The organism is Paenibacillus sp. 3LSP, assembly GCF_032465655.1.
GTDB classification, from domain to species: domain Bacteria; phylum Bacillota; class Bacilli; order Paenibacillales; family Paenibacillaceae; genus Fontibacillus; species Fontibacillus barengoltzii.
This window is the reverse complement of the sequence record NZ_JAWDJI010000207.1, coordinates 32,469-54,855: the sequence shown is the minus strand read 5'-3', so window position 1 is coordinate 54,855 and position 22,387 is coordinate 32,469. Positions and strand designations below refer to the sequence as shown.

The following is a 22,387-nucleotide window of genomic DNA, read 5'->3' as shown; positions in this document are numbered from 1 at the left end:
TTACCAAGGGAGAAGCTCTTTTTCTATATCCGCTTTTTCCAATTCCTACACCCACAGAGATTTTACACTATCCCCGATTGGGGGGTTAGCAGGTATAATGGATGGAAGATGAATCGAGCAAAGGAGGAAGGAATGAATGGGAGAGGCGACGATCAAGTGGGGAATTTTAGCGGCCGGGGGAATTGCCGGATCGTTTGCGGGGGACTTGGCGCATGCGAGCAACGGCGAAGCTTATGCCATCGGTTCGAGAAATTTGGAGAAGGCCAAGGCGTTTGCTGAGAAATTTGGGATTCCTAAAGCGTATGGAAGCTATGAGGAACTGGTCGCCGACCCCGAGGTCGATGCCGTCTATGTCGCTACACCACATCCTTATCATAAGGAACATGTGATGATGGCACTGCGCGCGGGAAAGGCCGTCTTATGCGAGAAGCCGTTTACGGTTAATGCTGCCGAATTGGAAGAACTGGTTGCCTATGCCCGTGAACACAAGCTGTTCTTGATGGAAGCGATGTGGACGCGATTCCTGCCGGTCATCCGCCGGGTGCGGGAATGGCTGGCGGCTGGACGGATCGGCGAAGTTCGCATGGTGAAGGCGGACTTTGGTTTCCGCGCGGGCTGGGATCCGGCCGGAAGGCTGCTGAACCCCGAGCTTGGCGGCGGGGCGCTGCTGGACGCCGGGATCTACCCGGTTTCCTTTGCGTCGATGGTGCTGGGACCGCACCCGCAAACCATCCAAAGCACGGCGCATATCGGGGAAACTGGGGTCGATGAGCACTTCTCCGTATTGTTGACCTATGAAAATGGGGCTGTCGCTTCTTTGAACGGCGCCGTACGGTTGGCGATCGGCAACGATGCTTATATTCATGGAACGAACGGCAAGATTTACATTCCTGGGTTCCTTAATGCGACCACGGCCACGTTGTATGTCGAGGGGGAAGAGCCTGAGACCGTAACCGATGATCGGACTTTTCGAGGTTATGCCTATGAGGCGGAAGCCGTCGGTCAGGCCCTGAACGCCGGGTTGACTGAAAACAGCGACATTTCGCTCGATGAATCGCTGGCCATCCTGCGCTTGATGGATCAGATTCGCGGGCAATGGGGGCTGAAATATCCGTTTGAATGAAATGAAGAAGGAGTAGTTTTACATGACTGATCAGATGAACCAGCTGCTAGAGGAAAACAATATTAAGCATGCGATGATTGGCGAGGTGATGCATCGACTTACGGACATCTTGCCGAGCCTGACCAAGACCCGGCTGGCTGCATTGGCTGCCGTGCATAACATCTCGGGCCGCTCGAAGATGAAGAAGGAGGAGCTGGCTGCTGCCGTTCAAGCAAGCATTGAACATCCCGAATCGCTGGAGGTCGCTTTATTAAATAGCAGACCAAAGGAATGGGAGCTGTTCACCTCGGTGTTGGATGGATCCTATCAACCAAACAACGCAACACCTTTCGGATACTATTATTACTTCCTGGATCGCGGCTTGCTGTTTACGTTTTTCAGCGAGAACCAGTTGCACCTGGTGATTCCCGATGAAGTGAAGGCGGCCTTCCGGAAGCTGGCTCAACCGGCTTTCCGGCAGGCGCTGGAACGAAGCCATCGGATCTACAATTACTTGATGGCGGCGATTAATCTGTATGGAATCATCGAACCCGCGAAGCTGACGGAAATTTATAACAAGCAGAACAGCCAAGCGTCCATTACGGAAGAGGGATTGCTTCAACAGCTGAACCAATTTCTGCTACGGACGGATCAGTATTTTGAGCTTCGTCAGGGCTATATCGCCTCTTTGGACATGGAAGACAAGGAGTTTGAAGATCTTCAGGGGAAAGTGCAAGGCAAACCTTACTATGTACCGGAGGCGCAAGAGCTGCTGAAATATGCGGATCAAGACTATTTTGAAATGACTCCGCAACTGACGGCGTTGCGGGAGTTTGTGACGAAGGAGTTTCATTTGGATGCGGAAAGCGCCGAGTATTTAGTGGACGACATTCAGCTCGGTTGTTCGATGGAAGCCTCCTTGCAGGACCTGATCTATGAATTCGAGCGTCGCGACCTGAGCTTTGCGTCGCAGAAGCAGGCACAGCAAGCGGTAGCGCTCATTGGCGACGTATATGACCACACCCGGATGTGGTCCAATGCTGGACACACGTTGGACGAGCTGCGCCGGATGCAGAATCCTTCCGGAAGCTCACAAGAAACACCTTCCATTCGCGGATATGTCGTGAAGCAAGCCCGATCGAACAAGATCGGCCGTAACGAACCGTGCCCTTGCGGAAGCGGTTTGAAGTACAAGAAATGCTGCGGGAAATAAAATACAAGCTTCAATGCAAGAAGGCTGCCTGAGCACTCAAGCTCAGGCAGCCTTCTTCTCATTTCGGAAGAACCGTCCGTCTTATCCGACATCGACCGATTCTGAAATCGGTGGATCACTGGATTCCACCTGGGAGTACAGCTTGCGGTACTGACCAGGAGTTAAGCCGGTTTCCTTCTTAAACTTGCGGATGAAGTTAGGCGTATCGAGGTAGCCGACCCGCTGAATAATGTCCTTCAGTGGATCGTTGGTGGACGTCAGATCGTTCATCACCGCCATCATCCGTTTTTGCCAGATATATTGGACGAAATTGATCCCCATCTGGTCTTTGAAGGAGCGGCTGAAATGGGATACCGAAATCGAATATTTGCAGGAGATGGCCTCCAGACTTAACGAGTGATCCATATAATTGCTGTCGATGTAAGCGATAATTCGATCCATCAGAGAATGCTCTTCTTTGCGTTCGTTATGCAGCGCCAACTCGCAAATCCGTGAAGCAAGACTAAGGAAATGACGCTCTAATTCTTGCAGAGAATTAAACGCATCAGAGCTTGGAATTTCGTAGGTCCAATCGCGAATCTCCATCTCCATGCCTGTTCGCAGAATCGTATTCAGGATGTCAAAGCTGATGCAACGCTTCATCTCGACGGACAGCTCCGGATTTTGCAATACCTTCATCGACTCGCCGATCGTTTGGGCGGCCACCTCGTAGCTGCCTTGCTTTAAGCTTTGGGACAGCTTCAGCAGCTCGTTCTTTGGTACCCAAGACGTTTCTCCTGCCACATGGGACAGTTTTTCGAAGTAGGTGATGCTGCCGTGCCCGGTAAACATCCGCGATTCAAACGCCGAGCAGGCTTCAATAAACGATTGGTTCAGTTGATCGGGATCGTTGTAATAAGTACCTACACCGATAGCGGGGTCGATCCGGAACTGCTCCAGCAGATTATCGTGGATGCGGTGGACGATCCGGCGGAATTGGTCGGGACCAGACATGGATTCAAGCTTGTCAAAGCCAACGATCAAAGCGATTTGTCTAGGCTTTGGCAGCTCCACGCTGTAAAGGCACGCGCTGTATTCAGGAATTTCCGCCTTCGCCAGCCGCCCGATCATCTCCTGCCAATCGTGGCTGTTCAGACGGCTCTTCGCCGCTTCATCCCGGCCGATCACCATGGCGAAATAATGAGCTTTGTTCAGATTGATCTCCAGCGAGTTTAACAGCTCCGGCATCAGGCTGCGGGCGTTCCCGTATTTGAGAAGCATCAATAGAAAATGATTGCGTGCATACGGCTCCTGCAGATCGGCACGCGAGCTGTATTCCTGCAGCGCTGTACGGATGCGGTCCAGTTCGTTGCCCGCTTTGCGCGGTTTGGCCTCCAGTACGCCGGGCTTCGATTTGGAATCGGCAAACTTGACGAGGTCAAGAATCGGATGAAGCTGACGCCGCGCCAAGATGAGAGCCGCCAAGGTGCCGACGACGGTCAGCACAGCCAGCAGCAGGGCCATTAAGCTGCGCAAGTGCATTACGCTGTCAAGGAATTGCGAGCTTGGCATCAAGGTGACATACTCCCAGCCGTTGGTATCTGATTTGACCGAAACCACGGAATGCGATACCCCGCCTAATTCGATGCTGTGGATCCCTGTTGAAAGCGCAACCAATTGTTGCAGGTCCGATCCCTGAAGCGGCTGATCTTGATTGTTCTTGGATGCCATGACACGACCATGGTTATCAAAAATGTAGGAAGAGCCTTCATAGTTGCCAAGAATCGTATCAATCAGTCGGGTCATTTCCGTTTTTGGGATCAAGTACATTAAGGTCCCGTGCGGGTTCGGGTTGTTAGGTGTAATCGGAACGAGATAAGCCAACACCGACTGTTGGATCGTTCCGTTCTGGTTCAGCATCTCGGTGGAGTGAATGACAGGGAACTTGGTGGAATTCAATTCCTCAACCAGTGCTGGACCGTCCCAGTTCAGAAAATGATAATGATCGTGGAAAACATCCAGACTTGTCATCCCGGCGGTGGAATATATCCTCTCATCGCCATGGAAGTATAGGAACATTTCCCCGATGATTGGGCTGGTCGCCTTGTAATTTTTGAGCGCATTAATCGCCTCTAAGCTGTAATACGGGTCATGTACGCGATAACGGGCCAGTTGATCGTCATAGGCAACCCGCGACGCGATATCGCTGAGCTGCTGGACATGGCTGTCCACGATCGTCTTGGCCTGCGTCAACTGGTTCAGATGGGATTGTTCGATTTCGGAGCGGAGATTGCGGACCGCGCTGTTATAGATGAAGACCGATAACAATGCAAGTGGAACCAGCAGCATGAACAAGTAAGACCAGGTGTATTTTTGAAAAAGCTTAGACTTGAAGTAATTCAGCTTCACGTTACGTCTGCCCCCTCGCCCGCTCTATTTATTTTTTTATATAAAATGTAAAGGAGTTTGCCGGATAACGCAAGGGCAGAAAGTAGAGGGACCCGCTGATGTTAACATGTTTTTTTTGCTTGGTAATACTTGCTCTCTGGCTTTTTTCGGCGTAGATCGAGGAATGGGCCGCAAAAAAATACACATTTCCGCCATTCATTCAGGACAAGTATGTGTTAAGTTAATTTACATGAAAAGATATGAAAATCAATCAATTTGTTAAATTTGCCACGGCGATTTGTGATCGCGAAGTAAAATGACATATTTACGAATGCCCGGCGCCCCGATTACACTTCAGAAAAAAAGGAGGAGTCGCCGATGCAGAAAAGCGCACCAACCGCGATCGACACCAGGCCTATAACCCAAATCGCAACCAAAAGAAAACTCAGGACAAAAATCCTCCGGAATTGGCAATTGTACATTTTTATCGCACCTGCATTATTAAGTATCTTGATCTTTAGCTACGTGCCGATGTACGGGATTCAAATCGCTTTTAAAAACTTTATTCCCGTAAACGGAATTTTGGGCAGTCCATGGGTGGGCTTCGATCACTTTGTCCGTTTCTTTAATTCTTATTATTTCTGGGATCTGCTGTGGAACACGCTGGGGATCAGCTTGTACGGGCTGGCGGTCGGGTTCCCGCTCCCGATTATTCTAGCGTTAGCATTTAACGAAGTGAAGGACGGCTTCTTCAAAAGAACGGTTCAGACCGTAACCTATGCACCACACTTTATCTCGATGGTTGTTATGGCGGGGATGATCATTACGTTCCTGACGCCTTCCACAGGGATGATCGTGAACTTGATTGAAGCGTTTGGCATCAAGCCTCCAGACTTCTTGTCCGATCCTCGTTGGTTCAAAACTGTGTATGTGTTGTCTGACGTATGGCAAGGAACCGGCTGGGGCACGATCATTTACTTAGCCGCATTAACCGGGGTTGATCCGGGGCTTCATGAAGCGGCGATTCTGGATGGGGCATCGCGTATGCAGCGGATTCGGTACATCAATATTCCGGCGATCCTGCCCACCATTACAATCCTGATGATTCTGAACATGGGGAGTCTGCTCGGCGTTGGGTTCGAGAAAATCCTGTTGCTGCAAAACCCGCTGAATATGGAATCCTCCGACGTCATCTCGACGTTCGTCTACCGGTCAGGCTTGCTGGATGCGCAGTACAGCTTCTCCACGGCGGTTGGCTTGTTCAACTCGGTTGTTAACGCGATATTACTTGTCACCGTCAATCAGATCGTTCGGCGCGTCAGTGAAAACAGCCTATGGTAGAAGAAAGGAGTGGAACATGTGGTATCGGCAATTAAGGAAACTCGGCGAGATCGTATTTTTCTAGCATGCAACTATCTGTTTTTGTTCCTGGCGCTGATCATCGTCGCCTATCCGATCATTTATATCATCAGCGCCTCAGTCAGTACCCCGAAATACGTCTCTTCCGGGGAAATGTGGTTATGGCCGATGGGCCTTACCTTTGAAGGATATGAACGGGTGTTCCGGGATCCGCAAATCTGGACCGGCTACGGGAACACCATTCTCTATACCGTTGTAGGTACGCTGGTGAACCTGGCGGTGACCATCCCAGCCGCCTATGCGCTCAGTCGGAAAGATTTTGTTGGGCGGAATCTGTTTATGGGGATTTTTATGGTCACGATGTTCTTCAGCGGTGGTTTGGTACCGACCTATTTGCTCATTAAGGATTTGGGCATGGTCAACACGATGTGGGCTTTAATCCTACCAGGGGCCACCTCCGTTTGGAATTTGATTGTATGCCGGACGTTCTTCCAATCCAATATCCCCAAAGAGCTCCAGGAGGCCGCAGAAATCGATGGATGCAGTAACTTCCGGCTGTTCTTCCAAATTGTGTTGCCTTTGTCGACTTCGATTATTGCGGTAATGGCCCTGTTCTTCGGGGTAGGTCATTGGAACAGCTACTTTTCAGCCATGATTTACTTGAATGATGATGCAAAATATCCGCTTCAGCTTGTACTGCGGCAAATTCTGGTACTGCAGGAGATGTCGGCGCAGACCGGTTCGATTGATGCCGCTACCGCCACCGCCTTGAATAACCGGGCGGAAGTGGCCGCACTGGTTAAATACGCAGTGATTATTGTAGCGACGCTGCCAGTCATTGTCGTATATCCGTTCCTGCAACGCTATTTTGTGCAAGGTGTCATGATCGGTTCCGTTAAGGGATGATCTTGCCATACATTTAAATATTCAAAAGGAGGATTCATTCATGCAGAAGCTGAAAAGACGTGGAGCGCTAGCTTTAAGCTTGCTCCTGCTGGCCTCGTTGCTGGCAGCCTGCGGTTCGTCCGGCAATTCGGGCAACACGGCAAGTAATTCAGGGAATGGGGCGAACTCGGGAACGAACGCTGCCACTTCCGAACAATCGGAAGAAGTGAAGGGCGTTAAGAAAGAGGGATTCCCTATCGTCGATGAGCCGCTTACGCTGACGATGCTGGCTCCGGATGCCGGGATGGCGGATTGGAGCACGATGCCCGTAGTCCAAGAGATGGAAAAGCTGTCGGGGATCAAAGTGGAATTCCAAACGGCTCCTATCGATAGCTTCAGTACGAAGAAAAACCTGGTGTTCGCCAGCGGAGACCTGCCAGATGCGCTGTACGCAGCAGACATTACCCCTGCGGAACAAGTCACCTATGGCAGCCAAGGGATTCTGATTCCTCTGGAGGATCTGATCGACAACTACGCTCCTAACTTGAAGAAGATCCTCGACGAGAACCCAGACATTCGTAAGAACATTACGACGACGGATGGACATATTTATGCCCTGCCGTTCATCGATACCGCAGCAGTATGGTATCGCGGTCCGATGTGGTATAACGGTAAATTCCTGAAGGCGTTAAATGCGGAAGAGCCTAAGACCACGGAAGAGCTCTACACCTATCTGAAACGGGTGAAGGAAGAGGATCCGAACGGGAACGGCAAAGCGGATGAAATCCCGCTCTCGTCCGTAAAACTGGACGACCTGCGGATGTTCTTCTTCGGGTTCTGGGGGATGTATGACACGACCATCTATGCCGATAAGGACGGCAAAGTGCATTATGCGCCGCAAGAAGAAGGTTATAAAGGGTATTTGACCTTTATGAACCGCCTGTGGAAGGAAGAGTTGCTGGATCACGAGACGTTCTCGCAAACCGATGACCAGAAGAAGGCAAAAGGGAAAAATAACCAAATCGCCTTGTTCAGCGATTATCATCCCTATTTCACGCTCGGCGGGGAACCAAGTGATGAGCATCCGCTGATGACGCCGGTAGCGAGTGAAATTGCCGGTACGCCGGTTTACGGCAAGCATCCGGGCATGTCGGCCAACGGGACCTTCGCGATTACGAAGAGCAACCCGAATCCGGCAGCGACGATGCGTTGGATCGATTATCAATACAGCTATGAAGGTGCAACCTTGTGGACGCAAGGTCCGGAAGGACTGTTGTGGCAGTACAAGGATAAAGAGAACAAAGTGAAGGAATGGCTGCCGGTACCGGATGGCAAAGACCGTGAAGAGTATCGCGGAACGATTACACCAAACTACGGTATTATGACACCGGGCGTCAACCTGAGCGAATTGACAAATGGCCTCAAGACAGAATTTGACGAATGGATTGAACAACAAACGCAAGAGAAGCTGGCTCCGATCGGCAAACCGCCGTTCCCGAACGCCTTCCTGACGACCGATGAGCAATCCGAGGTGTCTGCGTTGCTTTCTGACTTGAATACGTATGTAACGCAAATGGAAGCGAAGTTCGTTACGGGCCAAGAATCGCTTGATAACTGGGATAAATACATCAGCCAGCTGAAGAAAATGGGCAGCGATCGCGTTGCCGAAGTATACCAAGCGGCTTATGACCGTTGGAATCAAGCCAGCTAAGCCAATGGCAGATAAGATAGCAAGTTCAAATCAATAAATCGATCGGACCGAGACAAGGAGGCATCCATGAGCGAGAAGGATATCGCGTATCAGGAGCCGTCGGCCGAGCCGCAGAAGGCGCCCTCCGAGGCGCCTTTTGCAGCTGAACCGGCAGTGGAGCAAGGTGTACACAATTACAGCAGTGAACAAAACTGGGTGAAACCAGAAGATCCGCTTCTTCTCGAGCGGCTGGAATGGTTCCAGGATCAGAAGCTGGGCCTGATGATGCACTGGGGGCCGTACTCCCAGCTTGGCCTGGTGGAGTCCTGGGCGCTCAGCGATGAGGACGGAGACTGGTCTCGCAACGACATTGACTGGATTGATGACATGGAACGGTTCAAACAAGAATATTTTGATTTGAATCGTACATTTAATCCGATCCGTTTTCAGCCCGAGTTATGGGCCAAAGCGGCAGCGGATGGCGGGTTCAAGTATTTAACGTTTACGACCAAGCATCATGACGGATTTTGCATGTGGGACACCCATACCACCAACTACCGGATCACCGGGCCGGATTGTCCGTTCCATATGCACCGTTATGCGGATATTTGCCGGGTGTTGTTCGATGCGTTCCGTGCCGAAGGATTGGCGATCTCCGCTTATTTCTCCAAAGCGGACTGGCATACGCCGTATTACTGGGCACCGGGCATGGAACGGGGCAGCAGAATGTGGCGCGGACCTTCGTATGATCCGAAGCAGTACCCTTGGCTGTGGGAGCAGTTCGTTCAGTTTACCCGTGCGCAAATCATGGAGCTGATGACACGGTACGGCCGCATCGATATGTTATGGCTGGATGCCGGGTGGGTGAATGCCCGCCGCGATCAGGACATTCGGCTTGGCGAAGTGGTGGAGAAGGCGCGGCAAATCCAACCTTGGTTGTTGACCGCGGACCGCACGGTGGGCGGGCCATACGAGAACCTGATCACCCCCGAGCAAACTGTGCCGGAGCGGCCGCTCACCGTTCCTTGGGAGAGCTGCATCACGATGGGGCATTCCTTCTCGTTCAGCTTTAACGACAGCTATAAATCTGTCCGCGAACTGGTGCATCTGCTCGTCGAAATCGTCGCCAAAGGCGGCAATCTGGCGCTTAACGTCGGGCCGCAGCCGGACGGAAGGCTGCCGAAGCCGGCGCTGGAACGAATGAAAGGGTTAGGCGAGTGGCTGAAGGTGTACGGCGAAGCCATTTACGGGACACGGATCTGTGAGCCGTATGCTTCCGGGAACATTTACTTCACTCGCAAGGGAGAGACAAGATACGCCTTGATGCTGGTGCAAGAAGGCGCGGAGATCATTCCGGAGGAAGTGCTTCTGCCGCTTTCCGCTTCCGGCATAAACCGAATTGACCTGGTCTGCAGCGCCGAAGCCTTGGACTTCCGCCCATCTGCGGAGGACGGCGTGGCGGTGCGCTTACCCGATGCCGCGCGGCAAGGGGAGACCCCGATCGCGATCGTGCTGCGCATTCGGTGATTCGCGGGGGGCTTTTTGCCTCTCTAGACGCTGCGCGCGCGAGGGAAGGAAGCCGCCTTGCGAGATTTGCGTCGTAACGGACCTGAAACACCTTATTTGCTGGAAAAGATGTAACGGACTGGAGAGCCGTTATCCGCTTGGAATGGGCTGAATTGATGGTCCAAACCGCCAAATAAGGTCGACTGGGTCCGTTAGATGCTGATAACTGGGATTTTCATCGAAATAACGGCGCTGAGGTCCGTTAGCGTAAGGAGGGAGAAAACGATGGTGAATTACAGCGAGGTGCCTGAACCTTCAATCGAATTTGCACCCAAAACCTATATCTGCAAGCGGGCCGCCGGGCCGCTTGTCCTGGACGGACGGATCGACAAGCCGTTCTGGGACGCCGCGGCATGGACGGACGACTTCGTGGATATCGAAGGCGATGTACGGCCCAAGCCAAGCAAACGGACGCGGGCGAAAATGCTGTGGGATGACGAATATTTCTACGTGGCAGCCGAAATGGAAGAGGACGAAATTTGGGCGACGCTGACGGAACGAGATTCGGTGATTTTCCATGACAACGACTTTGAAATCTTTATCGATCCAGATGGCGACAGCCACCTGTATTATGAATTTGAAATCAACGCCCTGAATACAGTATGGGATTTGCTATTGGTCAAGCCTTACCGGGACGGTGGACCGCCGGTGAACGGCTGGGACATTCATGGGCTGCGCACGGCGGTATATATCGATGGGAAGTTAAACGATCCGACGGCACAGAATCGTCGGTGGAGCGTGGAGGTAGCCCTCCCGTGGGCCGCGCTGCGCGAATGTGCGCCGGAGGGGCGTCCGCCGATGCCGGGGGAGTTCTGGCGGGTGAATTTTTCCCGGGTCGAATGGCGAGTCGAGGTGCAAGACGGCCGCTACGTCAAGCAAATCAACCCGGAGACCGGGAAGCCTTACCCCGAGGACAACTGGGTATGGTCTCCGCAGGGCATCATTAACATGCATTATCCCGAGCTGTGGGGGTATGTGGTTTTTGCGGACGAGGGAGCCGATGCGGGTGATGGATCTAAGGCTTTCCCGCTGCCGCAGGACGAATATATCAAATGGGAGCTGCGCCGGTTGTATTATCGCCAGCGAAGCTATTATGCCCGTCATGGCCGTTTTACGACGGAACTTACAGAGCTCGTAAGTGCGGAAGAAAAGGATGTGCTGCGCATTCAGCCGACGGTTGAGGCCGCGAGCAGAAGATTTGAGATTTCCGCGCCAGCATCGGACGGCAAGGGGATCTATTATATCCGGGAAGACGGAAAACTGTGGAAGGAGTGAGCATGGATGAGCGTGGAGACACCGGTGTTTTCGTTAAGTGAACAGGAGCTGGAGCAGATGGAACGCAAGTTTGCGGACATCCGAAAGCTCGCCCAGGGCCGGGAGAAGGAGTTGTTTGGCGTTTTTGACGGCCCGTTAACGGCTGAAGAGACGTGGGCATTAAAATTTCTGTATGTGCATATGCCGCTGAACGATTTGGCCGATTATGACGGCACGTTTTTCTTAACTCATGTTCGTCAGGCGCTGGCTATCCGTAAGCAGGTACCTTGGGGCGACCGGGTGCCGGACTACCTGTTCTTGCATTTCGTGCTTCCGGTCAGAGTGAACACCGAGAACCTCGAGGATTTCCGTGACGTCATTTATGCGGAACTGGGACCGCGGACGGCAGGATTATCGATGGCGGAGGCGATTCTCGAGGCGAATTATTGGTGTCATGAAAAAGCGACCTACATCGGCAGCGACTTGCGCACGTTGTCGCCGATCGGAATGATTCGCAACGCACGCGGGCGCTGTGGCGAGGAATCCACGCTGGCGGTTGCGGCGTTGCGCAGCATCGGCATTCCGGCGCGGCAGTGCTACACGCCGCGTTGGGCGCACTGCGACGATAATCACGCTTGGGTCGAGGCTTGGGCAGACGGCAAATGGCATTATATCGGCGCTTGCGAGCCGGAGGCGCGTCTGGACCAAGGTTGGTTCAGCGGTCCGGCACGACGGGCGATGCTGGTGCATACCCGCGTCCCGGCCACCTATACCGGGCCGGAGGAAATTACCGTCAAGAGCGGCCCGTATGCCGAGCTGAACCTGCTGGCGAATTACGCGCCAACCCGGACCATCGCCGTGGAGGTGCGGGAGACGGACGGCACGCCGGCGGTTGGGGCTAAGGTGCAGTTCCAACTGTACAACTATGCCGAGCTCTTCCCGCTGGCTGAGCTGATCACGGATGAGCATGGCGAAGTTCGGTTCACGACCGGTTACGGGGATCTGATCGTTCGGGCCGTGCGTGACGGGGCTTGGGGGCAGCGGAAGATCCGAATCGCGGACGGTGACCGGTTCGAGGTCGTATTAAGCAAAGCGGTTGGAGAGCAGCCGGTTGACAGCGAGGATTTCGAGCTGGTGCCTCCGCCGGAGTTGGACGGTCCGGAGTCTGAACCGCTCCCTGCGGAAAAGTTACAGCGGCATGAAGAACGCGTGGCTGAAGGGGCTGCCCTGCGCCGGGCCTATGAAGAGACGTTCTTGACAGAGGAAGATGCCAAACGACTCGCTGCCCAGCTGGGGCTGCCGGCCGACCGGGTATGGAAAGTGCTGGAGCCTGCTCGCGGTAACGGCCGGGAAATCGCTGCTTTCTTGGAGGAGCGCGTCCCGGAATATGGCGAATGGCCGTTGCTTCTGCTCGAAAGCCTGCGGGAGAAAGATTTAACCGATACGATGCGCGAGACGCTGACTGACCACTTAACCGGATCGTTGCCGTGGAAGGATTCGTACGATCGGGAGCTGTTCGTGACGTACGTGATGTGCCCGCGCGTGTTGTTTGAGATGATCACCCCTTACCGGACAGCGCTGCAGTCTCAATTTACTGAAGCAGAGATCGAAGCTTATCAAGCGGATCCTTCCCGACTTGTTCAGTTCCTGAATGAAGGCTGGAAGGTGCATATGGGGCCGGGGAACCTGCGCGGTAAAGCAGGACCTCTTGGCACATTCCAGCTGCGGATTGCGGATCAAGGCGCGCTGGACATTCTGTTCGTCTCATTATGCCGGAGCCTTGGCATTCCGGCAAGGCTGCACCCGAACGAGTTGAAGCCACAGTATTATGCGGCGGGTATTTGGGTGGATGCAGCAATCGGAAGCGTACCCGAAGAACAGGCTGCGGACGCTGATGTCCGCACCGGCCAGCTGGTGCTTCGGCGCGAAGCGGATGGCGAAACCGACGCACCAAACGCCTCTTATATGGAGAACTTCACGATCGCCCGGTTGGAAAATGGGTTCTATAAAACGCTACTGTACCCGCACGGCAAATCCGATGTGTACGATACCGCGTTTGACGTTGAGCCGGGCGATTACCGGATTACCTCGGGCGTGCGGCTGAAGGACGGCACTGTGCTGGGACGGCTGACGTACTTCCGGGTGGCGGAGCAAGAGCAGACTGAGGTGACGCTGACCTTCCCAGCCCCATCACGGCATATCCCGGTGTACGGATCGCCGGATCCCAAGACGCCGCTATGGAAAGCCGATGGGACAGAGATAACGCTGGGGGCGCTGTGCCAAGGTCCGCGCGGCGCCATGATCGCTTGGTTGGAGCCGGAGCGGGAGCCATCGAAGCATCTGCTGCGTGAAACAGGAGAACTCGCGGAAACGTTTGACGCTTTGGGAATCCCGGTTGTTTTTGTCCTTGGGCGTGAGGAGGACTCACCGGCTCCTGCCATCCCTGAAGCTGCTGCAGGATTGCCGAATCGCGCGGTGTTTGCCGGCGATCCCAGTCACAGGGCGCTGCGTCGGTTCACGGATGCCGGCATCCGGTTAGGGAGCGGAGGGTTCCCGCACCTATTTGTCCTGGACCCAGAAGGGAACGTCCGTTACGTGCAATCGGGTTATAAGCCGGGAAGCGGCAAGGAAGCACTTCAAATTTTAAGCGATTTGTAACTGTGTATGAGACGATTAACTCAGGTTGGCGCGGGCGGCCGCGCCAGCCAAGGGAGGAGCACCAAATGAGCCGGAACTATGTGGTGGCGGGCTACGTTAGCGATCGCCACCTCCCTGAACTGACGAAGGAAGAACTGAAGAAGCTGACCCATATCAACATCGCCTTTGGCCATGTACGTGAAGACCGGATTCAAACGGGACATCTGCAAAACTTAAAATTATTGCCCGAACTCAAACGGGAGAATCCTGACCTTACGATCCTGCTGTCTGTTGGCGGCTGGAGCGCCGGCGGCTTCTCGGAGGCTGCTTCAACGGAAGCCGGGCGGCAAGCCATGGCCGAGTCGGCGGTTCGCGCCGTTACGGAATATGCGCTTGACGGGGTCGACCTGGATTGGGAGTACCCTTGCTACGCCGAGGCGGGGATTGCCGCCAGCCCGGACGACAAGGCGAATTTTACGTTGCTGCTGCGGACGATGAGGGAGGCGCTCGATCGGCAAGGCGAACGGGATGGCCGCCGCTATTGGCTGACAATTGCTGCCGGAGCAGACCAATATTATATTGACGGTACGGAAATGGCCGAGGTCCAGCGTTACCTCGATTTTGTCCAGCTGATGACGTACGACATGCGCGGCGGTTTCCAGACGTTGACCGGGCATCACACCAACCTGTACACCGGAACCGGGGACCTCTTCCGCATCAGCGTTGACGCCTCGGTGAACCTGTTTGTTCGGGCCGGGGTGCCTAAGGAGAAAATCGTCATCGGCGCAGCGTTTTATTCGCGCATGTGGAAGGACGTACCGAACGTGAACCGCGGGTTGTATCAAATGTCCCCCGGATCGGGCGGGTACGGCCCAGATTTTACGGAATTAGCCGCTGAGTATATCGATCGCAACGGATTTGTCCGTTACTGGGATGAGGAAGCGAAAGCGCCGTATCTGTTCGACGGCCAAACGTTTATCTCCTATGACGATGAAATGTCGATTCGCTATAAATGCGATTACGTCAAAGCACAAGAGCTCGCCGGAGTGATGTTCTGGGAGTATGGCTGCGATCGGACGCACCGGCTGCTTGATGCCCTGTACCAAGGGTTACAATCATCTAAGGGACAATCCTGAACGTTCCCAGCCCGCAAAAAGCCTCATGCTTCGTGAACCTTGAACCAAAAGGATCGCGAGCAGCATGGGGCTTTTTGTGATGACATCAATCGTTCTAACTTTGCCGGGCCCGTCATAGATATAAATAGGGGTGTTTTTACCCGCCACTGCGGTACAACCTTAGGCCTGAGGATTTTCACAGTTTCCTAGATTCTTTACTGCTAGAGGCTCCTGAGGTCTGCCGATCTTCGCCCAGAATATCATCCAGCCGCTGTACTTCTTCGGAGAGAGCCTGCAAGGAAGCCTCGATGTTGCCCAATTTATCGCCAACGGTTTGCAGCACATATTTGATCAGGATGAAGCAAAGTGTGACAGGAAAGCCAACATTCGCAACCAACGACACAATATCTGCAACCTGCATAATGGGTACCTCCTTGAACTTTTTATTGGGCCCTTCACTATATGGGGAAAAAAAGTTCGTCTTAGTACAACCAAATTCTAGAAAAAATGTTATAATCATTACTACTTATATAATTATGGTTGTATAACCCCCTTGAAAATTTCCCTATACATAGAAGATGAAAATGAAAGGGGGAGGTAGTTTTGAAGGAACAACATACCGTGTACGAGCAATATCGGAAAGAAGTTTATCGTATTGCATGGAGGGTTCAATACAGAGCGAGAGTCGTCAGAAAACGGGAATGTTCATTCAATGGAGTCGAGCCGGCCGTAACCTGCTTCACCTCATCTTCTGATAACAAAATTGTTGTGAGACAGCTGATCAATGCGCTTCCTTCTACGACGGGAAAAACGATCATCTCCAAAATCTATTTACAGGACAAAACGGAGGGGGAAGTCGCCCGCGAGTTGAATATGAGTCAGCAAGGGGTGAACAAATGGAAACGAAAGATGATCAAAGAGTTATCCCGGATGATGAAGAGTTCCTGAGTTTGCTTCAAAAAGCAAGGGATAACGATCCCGATGCGACGTTAAAGTTAATCGAGCTGTTTAAAGGCGATATTGTGCATATAAGCAAGTATATTCATATGTCCGAAGAGGATGCCGTTTCCGACATCATTCTCGAGTTCCTGGAGATGATTAAGAGGCGGGAAGAGAAGTAATGAGTATACCTCAAAAAGTCGGTCAGGAAGTTCACTCCTGATCGACTTTTTAATTTTTTTGATATCTGGTTGTGAATGCGGCATCCGAATTTCCCTTATAGATGAGTGTGCTTAGAAGGGCTTTATCAGAGAAAAGCATTGGGAGAAGGAAGCGTTAAACCGATAGAGTCTCAGACTCATGAAACAGTTCCTGAAATGCTTGCCGCGTGTATTCCCGATCTGTCAGCTTGTTTTGCACCGCAGCTTGCCATGTGGCAGAGCTGGTGGTTAAAGAAGAAAACTGATCAACGCCGTACCAGTGCAGCAGTTCTTCACGCGTTACACGGTAGGCGGCTGAACCTTGGTTGAAAATTACAGCCTCCAGGTTATCGATATAAGCAAAAGCTGCCGTGGCGCTGTATAAATACGCGCGATCGCGATCGGCTTCCGCCATCGGCACCGATAAATCCAGATTCACTTGCACAGTGAACTCATCCGGATCAAGGGCAAAAGAACGAATGGGTCCCAGCGGGAGTGACTGAAAAAGTCCGGATACCTTAGCCGCATTTCCCATGTAAGGCGTCGCGAAAGAGGCTGTACGGGTAATGTCATGGGTTAACGGATTGTTTTGCGCTTCGTTGTAGAGCGCCTCCTGCTGATCTTGGCGGGGAAGTGCCACGCCTTCTACCACACCTAAGCATACGAATCCGGCGATGAGCAGAACGAAAATTCCGATGTTCCAACGTTTGATGCTTTGTCTTGTTGTCATGCTTCCCAATCACCTACTTCATGTTTTGTCAGTAACGAAGCGCTGAGCTGGAACGCCAGTGGAATCCAAATCGTGAGAAACGGCTTGGCGTATTGAATGCCCAGTTGTGCAAACTGATACGGACCGCCGATCTTCACTTGATAGCCATACCAGATATTGCTCCCGAACCGGAGGGCGGTAATCGCAAGCAAGGTAATCAAAATGAACTGGCCCCACAGCAGCCACACGATCCGGCTTCGCCGCCGGGCCGCCGCGAGATGTCGAGGAGCTGTTACCTCAAGCGCTCGGCCGCGCCATGCAAAATGCAGCACGAGATATAGGAGGCCAAGAACCAGAACGAAGCCCAGAAGGAAGAAACTTAAGGGTGTGCGTTCGATCAAACGTAATGGTATGGTGAAGATCCACAGAATGATGGCTAAAAACAGCACTTTTTGCATCCATTCCAACCGATAACGGTTGACATAGATCGGCGGGTGTTCGTCAATCAGCCCATCGATGCGGGTGAAGCTGGACGTTGCCGTCCGGACGGCCTGTTCGTAATCCATCCCGCCCGCCATGAGATCGGCGACTTTGGCTTCCAGATTGCTGATGATTTCCTCTTTCATTTCACGATTGCGCTGAGTCGCCGGATAACCGGCAAATAAACGATCCACGTGGTTATGCAACGAATTCATGATGGGAATCCCTCCTGTTTCTCAATCAGAACGTCGATGATTTCGCGGGACAATTTCCATGCTGCCAAATTGGCTTTGTAAACCTCGACTCCCGCAGGGGTGACATGGTAATATTTGCGCCGACCGCCCAAGCTGCGATCTTCGCCCCAATAGGACTCGATCAACCCCTGGGCCTCCAATCGCTTTAGGCTGGTGTAGAGCGACGGTTCTTTTAATTCGTAACGTCCTTGGCTGATGGAGGAAATGGATTTCATGATCTCATACCCGTAGTTATCTCCCTCCAGCAGCACCCGGAGAATAATGGTATCGATATGGCCGCGGATCAAATCCCGGCTGATGGCGCTGTCGTTCACTATGGTTCACCTCTTTCGGAACAATGTAATACATATTACCATGTGTGTCAAGGTAGTTGGTGTCAGGTTATTTGGTCACGCGATTGCGGCGTAATAGGCAGCTTTATGGATGGTAATCATCAATCTGCTTCGACGTTGCTTAAACATGACATACAGCCGGGAGAACAGATGACCTTTGGCTCGTATCCCCATTTCGCCGATGGAACAGTTCAGCCGATCGTGTGGCGGGTTCTCCAAAATACGGGCGATGAGTTGTTCTTGTTGAGTGAAGAGATATTGGACTGCAAGCGATATCACGGGAAAAGCAAGGACGTCACGTGGCGGGATGCCGTCGACATCACCTGGCGTGATTGCGATTTGCGGCAGTGGTTAAATGAGGAGTTTTTCACTATGGCCTTTAGCCCGGAGGAGCAAGCATTGATCAAGCGGACTTGTTGTACAGATAACGGGGAAGGCTGCCCGGACACGGAGGACAATGTGTTTCTGTTAGTGTTCCGGAGGTCAAGGCTTTCACCGCAAGCCTTGGCAAGGCCTGGCTGACTACCGTAGGGACGGATTATGCGAAAATGAAGAAGCCTGACGGCTGCAGCCTTTACGTCTATGACAAAGGTGAGCAAGCCAATTATGTGCTGCGAAACGGCCAGAAGCTGGGCTGTTCCTGGTGGTGGCTGCGCACGCAGGGGAATCAACCTTCGCGCGCCCATTTTATCGGCCCGGGAGCCAGCATCCGCAGCTATGCCAACGTCAGTCTGGCACGGGATGGGGTGCGGCCTGCGATTAAGCTGAGTATGTTAAAGTAAACTGGCGTTGGTTTGATCACTGGCGGCTGGCAAAAGGACTTAACGGAACGTACAGCCCTTATTTGGCATGACTGCAGTTGTTTGGAACTTCTAACGGAATCAGATGACGTTATATGGCTCGAATCGGCTAGTACGGGGGGATTTTATGTCCAATAACGGCCTCGCGTTCCGTTAGAACGGGAAATGGTGCGGGAAATGAACTTTAGCGTCATCTGGTTCCGTTAGAACACACACGAGGGAGATCCGACAGCCCTAGGAATGGAATCCCGAATACACTGCAATTGACCCATCCGTTGGGAAAACGCTCATTGGGGAGTGCTAGTGCTAACAGCACCAGCCGGACTCAACGGGATAATGGCGAGAGAAGGGCGGACGTACAGTTGGTGGATTCAACGGGATAATGGTGAGAGAAGGAGCGGACGTACAGTTGGTGGATTCAACGGGATAATGGTGAGAGAAGGAGCGGACGTACGGATGGTGGATTCAACGGGATAATGGTGAGAAGGGAGCGACGTACGGGCTGGTGACTCAACGGGATAATGGTGAAAAAGGGGCAGTACAGGCTTTGGTCCCCCTAGGCTTGTAAGCGCTTCAAAAAACTCTTGTCATCCCCAAAGTCCCTTGTTATAATCGCATTGAAAAGCTTTTCAAACCGAGGATGCCAACGATGAACAAAAACAAAAGCAAACCAACGATCCGTGATGTTGCTAAAAAGGCGGGGGTCTCCATCAGTACGGTTTCGCGCGTCATGAACGCGCCGGCTACAGTGGTGGAGAGCAAGCGAAAGCGCGTGCTGGCGGCGATCCAGGAATTGAATTACCAGCCGAACGCTTTTGCCCGCGGACTGATTTACAAGAAGTCTTTTACCTTAGGATTGTTAATTCCCGATATTGAGAACATGTATTACGCGGGAATGATCCGGGGAATGCAGGATGCCTGCAACAAACTGGGGTACAGCCTGATGATCTGCAACACGGACCGTGATAAGGAGCGGATGTTGTCGTATATCGATACGTTTCATGAGAAGCAGGTGGATGGGATCGTATTTGCGAGCGACAAAATGTTTCCGGAGTACTACGAGAAACTGCTCGGTTGCCGCATCCCTTGTGTCATGGTGTCATCCCATTCGGACGAATACGATATTCCGTGCGTCGAAGTTGACGATGAGGCTGCAGCTTATGACGCAGCCGTTTACCTTATCGAGCTTGGTCATCGCCAAATCGGTATGATTGGCTTTAATCACGACAATTCCATTTCTGGCCCGCCGCGATTCGCCGGGTTTGTTCGGGCCATGAGGGAATACGGACTGACATCGAATATTGAACACGTGAAATTTGCCAGTCACTATTTTGAGCATGCGTATCAGGCGGCACACGAGTTGTTTACTGAGCATCCTGATTTGACCGCGGTGTTCTGCGTAGCCGACGAATTTGCCATGGGGACGATTTCGTATCTTCGAGACCGACACATTCTCGTCCCGGGGCAGGTGTCCGTCATTGGCTTTGACAATCACCGAATGGCAAGCATGTATATTCCTAAGCTGACCACGATATCCCAACCTATCTATGATCTTGGCCACCGTGCCGCAGAGAAGCTGCATGAACTGCTAACTACCGGGAGTGTGGCGGTGCCCAGAGAGATTCTCCAACACAAGCTGATCGTCAGAGAATCCTCGCGGGAAAGAGCCACGATTTAACCAAGTAATTACACACACAACGCAACAAACACACAACGTTACAACATACTCACAACGCAATACAACTCACACATCGCAACACAACACACGTAATAGAAACTACTCACACATTCCAACACCATCACCATGAACAATAGTTGAACAGAATTATGAAAAGCTTTTCAAAAAAACGGAACATTCCTGCTGGGCAGGTCATACATTTATACCAAAATGAAAACGGATACATGCCTATTTTTATCGTTGATTGTTGTTGAAAGGCTTGATTAAGGGGGTGATTCGCCGAAAGCGAATAAGGGTCAGTCAGACCTAAGATGGTTGTTCCTAAATCATATCGAAGGGGATGAAAGGGTCAATGAAAAAAAGATCAAAATGGAGTTCTTTATTGCTCGTGAGCGGGTTATCGTTCACACTTCTCCTCAGCGCCTGCGGCGGAGGGAACAATGCGGCAAACAATGAACCGACAGCTCCGGCGAATACGGGGACCACGGAACAGAATACAAATGATACTGCCGCAACCAATGACACATCTTCCACTGGCTCTCCACTCGAGCTGGCGTTGAAAGGTGAATATAAAGGGACGAAAGTGACGATGTTTGGCCCGTTCGTAGATGCTGACCAAGTGAAGTTCGAGACCAGCATCAAAGAGTTTGAAGAGAAAACAGGGATCGATATTCAATACGAGGGCTCCAAAGAGTTCGAAGCGACCATTAACGTCCGTGTAGACGGCGGCAACGCCCCTGACATCGCGGACTTCCCGCAACCGGGTCTGCTGGCTGCCGTGGCCAAGACCGGTAAGGTCATCGATCTGAACAACATTCTCGACCAGGAGAAGCTGAAGGCGAACTACAACCAAAGCTGGCTCGACATGGCGACGATGGAAGATAAGGATGGCAAGCAAATCATGGCGGGCGTTTGGAACCGCAGTAATGTAAAGAGCCTGGTATGGTATCCGAAGAAGCAATTTGAGGAAGCGGGCTATACGATTCCGCAAACTTGGGATGAGCTGATGGCACTAACGGAGCAAATCGCTAAGGATGGCGACACCGCTTGGGGGATTGGTATTGAAAGTGGTGCGGCAACAGGCTGGCCGGCTACCGACTGGGTAGAAGACATCATGCTCCGTACGACTTCGCCGGAAAACTATGATAAATGGGTTAGCGGCGAACTGCCGTTCACTTCCCCTGAAGTGAAGCATGCTGTTGAAGTGATGTCAGAAATCTGGATGAATCCAGATTACGTATACGGCGGCACGAAGTCGATCGTCACGACCGCATTTGGGGATTCGGCGTTGCCGATGTTCGACAACCCGCCGAAAATTTGGCTGCATCGTCAAGCGAACTTTATCACCAGCTTCTTCCCGGAAACGGCGAAGATCGATGAAGACTACGACTGGTTCTACCTGCCGCCGATCGACGAGCAATACGGGAAGCCGGTGCTGGTAGCTGGCGATATCTACGCGATGTTCAACGATCGTCCTGAGGTTCGTGCGGTGATGGAATTCTTTACAACGGGTGAATCGATCAAATCGTGGGTACAATCCGGCGGCGTCATCGCTCCGATGAACGATGCTTCGCTTGACTGGTATACTTCCGAGGCCGATCGTCGTATGGCTCAACTTGTGCAAGAAGCGACAACGCTGCGTTTTGACGGCTCTGACCTGATGCCGGGTAAAGTAGGTGCCGGTACCTTCTGGAAAGGCATGACCGACTACGTGAGCGGTACGTCCACACTGGATGAAGCGTTGGCGCAAATTCAGGAAGGCTGGAACAACTAAGTCAATTCTGAACTGCGATCTAAACGATAACTG

Annotated in this window: 20 protein-coding genes; 15 read left to right on the top strand and 5 right to left on the bottom strand. The window is 52.4% G+C overall.

The genetic code is table 11. The features are described 5' to 3' along the window. The first annotated feature begins 136 nt into the window (after positions 1-136). Positions 137-1,123 (top strand): Gfo/Idh/MocA family protein, encoded by a 987-nt coding sequence (locus RW092_RS17810; protein WP_316010847.1) that lies wholly within the window; start codon positions 137-139, stop codon positions 1,121-1,123. A gap of 22 nt (positions 1,124-1,145) precedes the next feature. Then, positions 1,146-2,315 carry an SEC-C metal-binding domain-containing protein gene (locus RW092_RS17805; RefSeq protein ID WP_316010846.1) on the top strand — a complete coding sequence of 390 codons (1,170 nt, stop codon included), beginning with the start codon at positions 1,146-1,148 and terminating at the stop codon, positions 2,313-2,315. A gap of 81 nt (positions 2,316-2,396) precedes the next feature. On the opposite strand, the gene RW092_RS17800 is transcribed toward RW092_RS17805, so the two are convergent. Next, positions 2,397-4,703 (bottom strand): helix-turn-helix domain-containing protein, encoded by a 2,307-nt coding sequence (locus RW092_RS17800; protein WP_316010845.1) that lies wholly within the window; start codon positions 4,701-4,703, stop codon positions 2,397-2,399. A 357-nt stretch (positions 4,704-5,060) separates the two neighbouring features. Between RW092_RS17800 and RW092_RS17795 the strand changes: the two genes are divergently transcribed. From RW092_RS17795 to RW092_RS17765, 7 genes are all read left to right on the top strand, one after another. Continuing rightward, positions 5,061-6,023, top strand: a complete 963-nt coding sequence (locus RW092_RS17795) for an ABC transporter permease (protein WP_016313289.1) — start codon at positions 5,061-5,063, stop codon at positions 6,021-6,023. Between the two features lie 18 nt (positions 6,024-6,041). Then, positions 6,042-6,947, top strand: a complete 906-nt coding sequence (locus RW092_RS17790) for a carbohydrate ABC transporter permease (protein WP_316010848.1) — start codon at positions 6,042-6,044, stop codon at positions 6,945-6,947. A 40-nt stretch (positions 6,948-6,987) separates the two neighbouring features. Continuing rightward, positions 6,988-8,637, top strand: coding sequence for an extracellular solute-binding protein (locus tag RW092_RS17785; protein WP_316010844.1), 1,650 nt, complete (start codon positions 6,988-6,990; stop codon positions 8,635-8,637). A gap of 66 nt (positions 8,638-8,703) precedes the next feature. Continuing rightward, entirely contained in the window at positions 8,704-10,143 is a 1,440-nt protein-coding gene (locus RW092_RS17780) for an alpha-L-fucosidase (protein WP_316010843.1), read from the top strand. A gap of 267 nt (positions 10,144-10,410) precedes the next feature. Then, complete coding sequence (locus RW092_RS17775) at positions 10,411-11,457, top strand: carbohydrate-binding family 9-like protein (protein WP_157274728.1); 1,047 nt, start codon at positions 10,411-10,413, stop codon at positions 11,455-11,457. A 6-nt stretch (positions 11,458-11,463) separates the two neighbouring features. Continuing rightward, positions 11,464-14,094, top strand: coding sequence for a transglutaminase domain-containing protein (locus tag RW092_RS17770; protein WP_316010842.1), 2,631 nt, complete (start codon positions 11,464-11,466; stop codon positions 14,092-14,094). A 65-nt stretch (positions 14,095-14,159) separates the two neighbouring features. Continuing rightward, on the top strand, positions 14,160-15,209 hold the full coding sequence (locus RW092_RS17765; RefSeq protein ID WP_316010841.1) for a glycoside hydrolase family 18 protein: 1,050 nt from the start codon (positions 14,160-14,162) through the stop codon (positions 15,207-15,209). A gap of 175 nt (positions 15,210-15,384) precedes the next feature. Here RW092_RS17765 and RW092_RS17760 read toward each other — a convergent pair whose 3' ends face one another. After that, a complete protein-coding gene (locus tag RW092_RS17760) occupies positions 15,385-15,609 on the bottom strand; it encodes a hypothetical protein (RefSeq protein WP_016313282.1) in 225 nt (74 codons plus the stop codon). 182 nt (positions 15,610-15,791) lie between these two features. Between RW092_RS17760 and RW092_RS17755 the strand changes: the two genes are divergently transcribed. Further along, positions 15,792-16,136, top strand: a complete 345-nt coding sequence (locus RW092_RS17755; protein WP_009224658.1) for a DUF1492 domain-containing protein — start codon at positions 15,792-15,794, stop codon at positions 16,134-16,136. After that, positions 16,085-16,309, top strand: a complete 225-nt coding sequence (locus RW092_RS17750) for a hypothetical protein (protein ID WP_016313281.1) — start codon at positions 16,085-16,087, stop codon at positions 16,307-16,309. The genes RW092_RS17755 and RW092_RS17750 overlap by 52 nt, the downstream gene beginning before the upstream one ends. Before the next feature lie 154 nt (positions 16,310-16,463). Here RW092_RS17750 and RW092_RS17745 read toward each other — a convergent pair whose 3' ends face one another. From RW092_RS17745 to RW092_RS17735, 3 genes are read right to left on the bottom strand one after another with little or no spacing between them, the layout of a single operon-like run. Next, a complete protein-coding gene (locus RW092_RS17745; RefSeq protein WP_028539619.1) occupies positions 16,464-17,057 on the bottom strand; it encodes a DUF4825 domain-containing protein in 594 nt (197 codons plus the stop codon). Next, positions 17,054-17,731 carry a permease prefix domain 1-containing protein gene (locus tag RW092_RS17740; protein ID WP_085278464.1) on the bottom strand — a complete coding sequence of 226 codons (678 nt, stop codon included), beginning with the start codon at positions 17,729-17,731 and terminating at the stop codon, positions 17,054-17,056. The genes RW092_RS17745 and RW092_RS17740 overlap by 4 nt, the downstream gene beginning before the upstream one ends. Further along, a complete protein-coding gene (locus RW092_RS17735; RefSeq protein ID WP_016313278.1) occupies positions 17,728-18,084 on the bottom strand; it encodes a PadR family transcriptional regulator in 357 nt (118 codons plus the stop codon). The genes RW092_RS17740 and RW092_RS17735 overlap by 4 nt, the downstream gene beginning before the upstream one ends. A 105-nt stretch (positions 18,085-18,189) precedes the next feature. Here RW092_RS17735 and RW092_RS17730 point away from each other — a divergent pair, with 105 nt between their 5' ends. The 4 genes from RW092_RS17730 to RW092_RS17715 all read left to right on the top strand — a co-directional run bounded on the left by RW092_RS17730 (position 18,190) and on the right by RW092_RS17715 (position 22,354). Beyond that, positions 18,190-18,624 (top strand): DUF6273 domain-containing protein, encoded by a 435-nt coding sequence (locus tag RW092_RS17730; protein ID WP_316010840.1) that lies wholly within the window; start codon positions 18,190-18,192, stop codon positions 18,622-18,624. Between the two features lie 26 nt (positions 18,625-18,650). Then, on the top strand, positions 18,651-18,884 hold the full coding sequence (locus RW092_RS17725) for a DUF6273 domain-containing protein (RefSeq protein ID WP_258956114.1): 234 nt from the start codon (positions 18,651-18,653) through the stop codon (positions 18,882-18,884). Between the two features lie 667 nt (positions 18,885-19,551). Further along, on the top strand, positions 19,552-20,580 hold the full coding sequence (locus tag RW092_RS17720) for a LacI family DNA-binding transcriptional regulator (RefSeq protein ID WP_028539250.1): 1,029 nt from the start codon (positions 19,552-19,554) through the stop codon (positions 20,578-20,580). A 352-nt stretch (positions 20,581-20,932) separates the two neighbouring features. Beyond that, positions 20,933-22,354 carry an ABC transporter substrate-binding protein gene (locus RW092_RS17715; protein WP_316010839.1) on the top strand — a complete coding sequence of 474 codons (1,422 nt, stop codon included), beginning with the start codon at positions 20,933-20,935 and terminating at the stop codon, positions 22,352-22,354. Positions 22,355-22,387 lie beyond the last annotated feature (33 nt).

Coding starts and splice junctions, on each gene's coding strand:
- RW092_RS17765 (WP_316010841.1), top strand. CDS start 14,160: ATGAGCCGGAACTATGTGGTGGCGGGCTACGTTAGCGATCGCCACCTC.
- RW092_RS17770 (WP_316010842.1), top strand. CDS start 11,464: ATGAGCGTGGAGACACCGGTGTTTTCGTTAAGTGAACAGGAGCTGGAG.
- RW092_RS17740 (WP_085278464.1), bottom strand. CDS start 17,731: ATGAATTCGTTGCATAACCACGTGGATCGTTTATTTGCCGGTTATCCG.
- RW092_RS17760 (WP_016313282.1), bottom strand. CDS start 15,609: ATGCAGGTTGCAGATATTGTGTCGTTGGTTGCGAATGTTGGCTTTCCT.
- RW092_RS17715 (WP_316010839.1), top strand. CDS start 20,933: ATGAAAAAAAGATCAAAATGGAGTTCTTTATTGCTCGTGAGCGGGTTA.
- RW092_RS17780 (WP_316010843.1), top strand. CDS start 8,704: ATGAGCGAGAAGGATATCGCGTATCAGGAGCCGTCGGCCGAGCCGCAG.
- RW092_RS17805 (WP_316010846.1), top strand. CDS start 1,146: ATGACTGATCAGATGAACCAGCTGCTAGAGGAAAACAATATTAAGCAT.
- RW092_RS17750 (WP_016313281.1), top strand. CDS start 16,085: ATGGAAACGAAAGATGATCAAAGAGTTATCCCGGATGATGAAGAGTTC.
- RW092_RS17725 (WP_258956114.1), top strand. CDS start 18,651: ATGAAGAAGCCTGACGGCTGCAGCCTTTACGTCTATGACAAAGGTGAG.
- RW092_RS17785 (WP_316010844.1), top strand. CDS start 6,988: ATGCAGAAGCTGAAAAGACGTGGAGCGCTAGCTTTAAGCTTGCTCCTG.
- RW092_RS17795 (WP_016313289.1), top strand. CDS start 5,061: ATGCAGAAAAGCGCACCAACCGCGATCGACACCAGGCCTATAACCCAA.
- RW092_RS17720 (WP_028539250.1), top strand. CDS start 19,552: ATGAACAAAAACAAAAGCAAACCAACGATCCGTGATGTTGCTAAAAAG.
- RW092_RS17730 (WP_316010840.1), top strand. CDS start 18,190: ATGGATGGTAATCATCAATCTGCTTCGACGTTGCTTAAACATGACATA.
- RW092_RS17745 (WP_028539619.1), bottom strand. CDS start 17,057: ATGACAACAAGACAAAGCATCAAACGTTGGAACATCGGAATTTTCGTT.
- RW092_RS17810 (WP_316010847.1), top strand. CDS start 137: ATGGGAGAGGCGACGATCAAGTGGGGAATTTTAGCGGCCGGGGGAATT.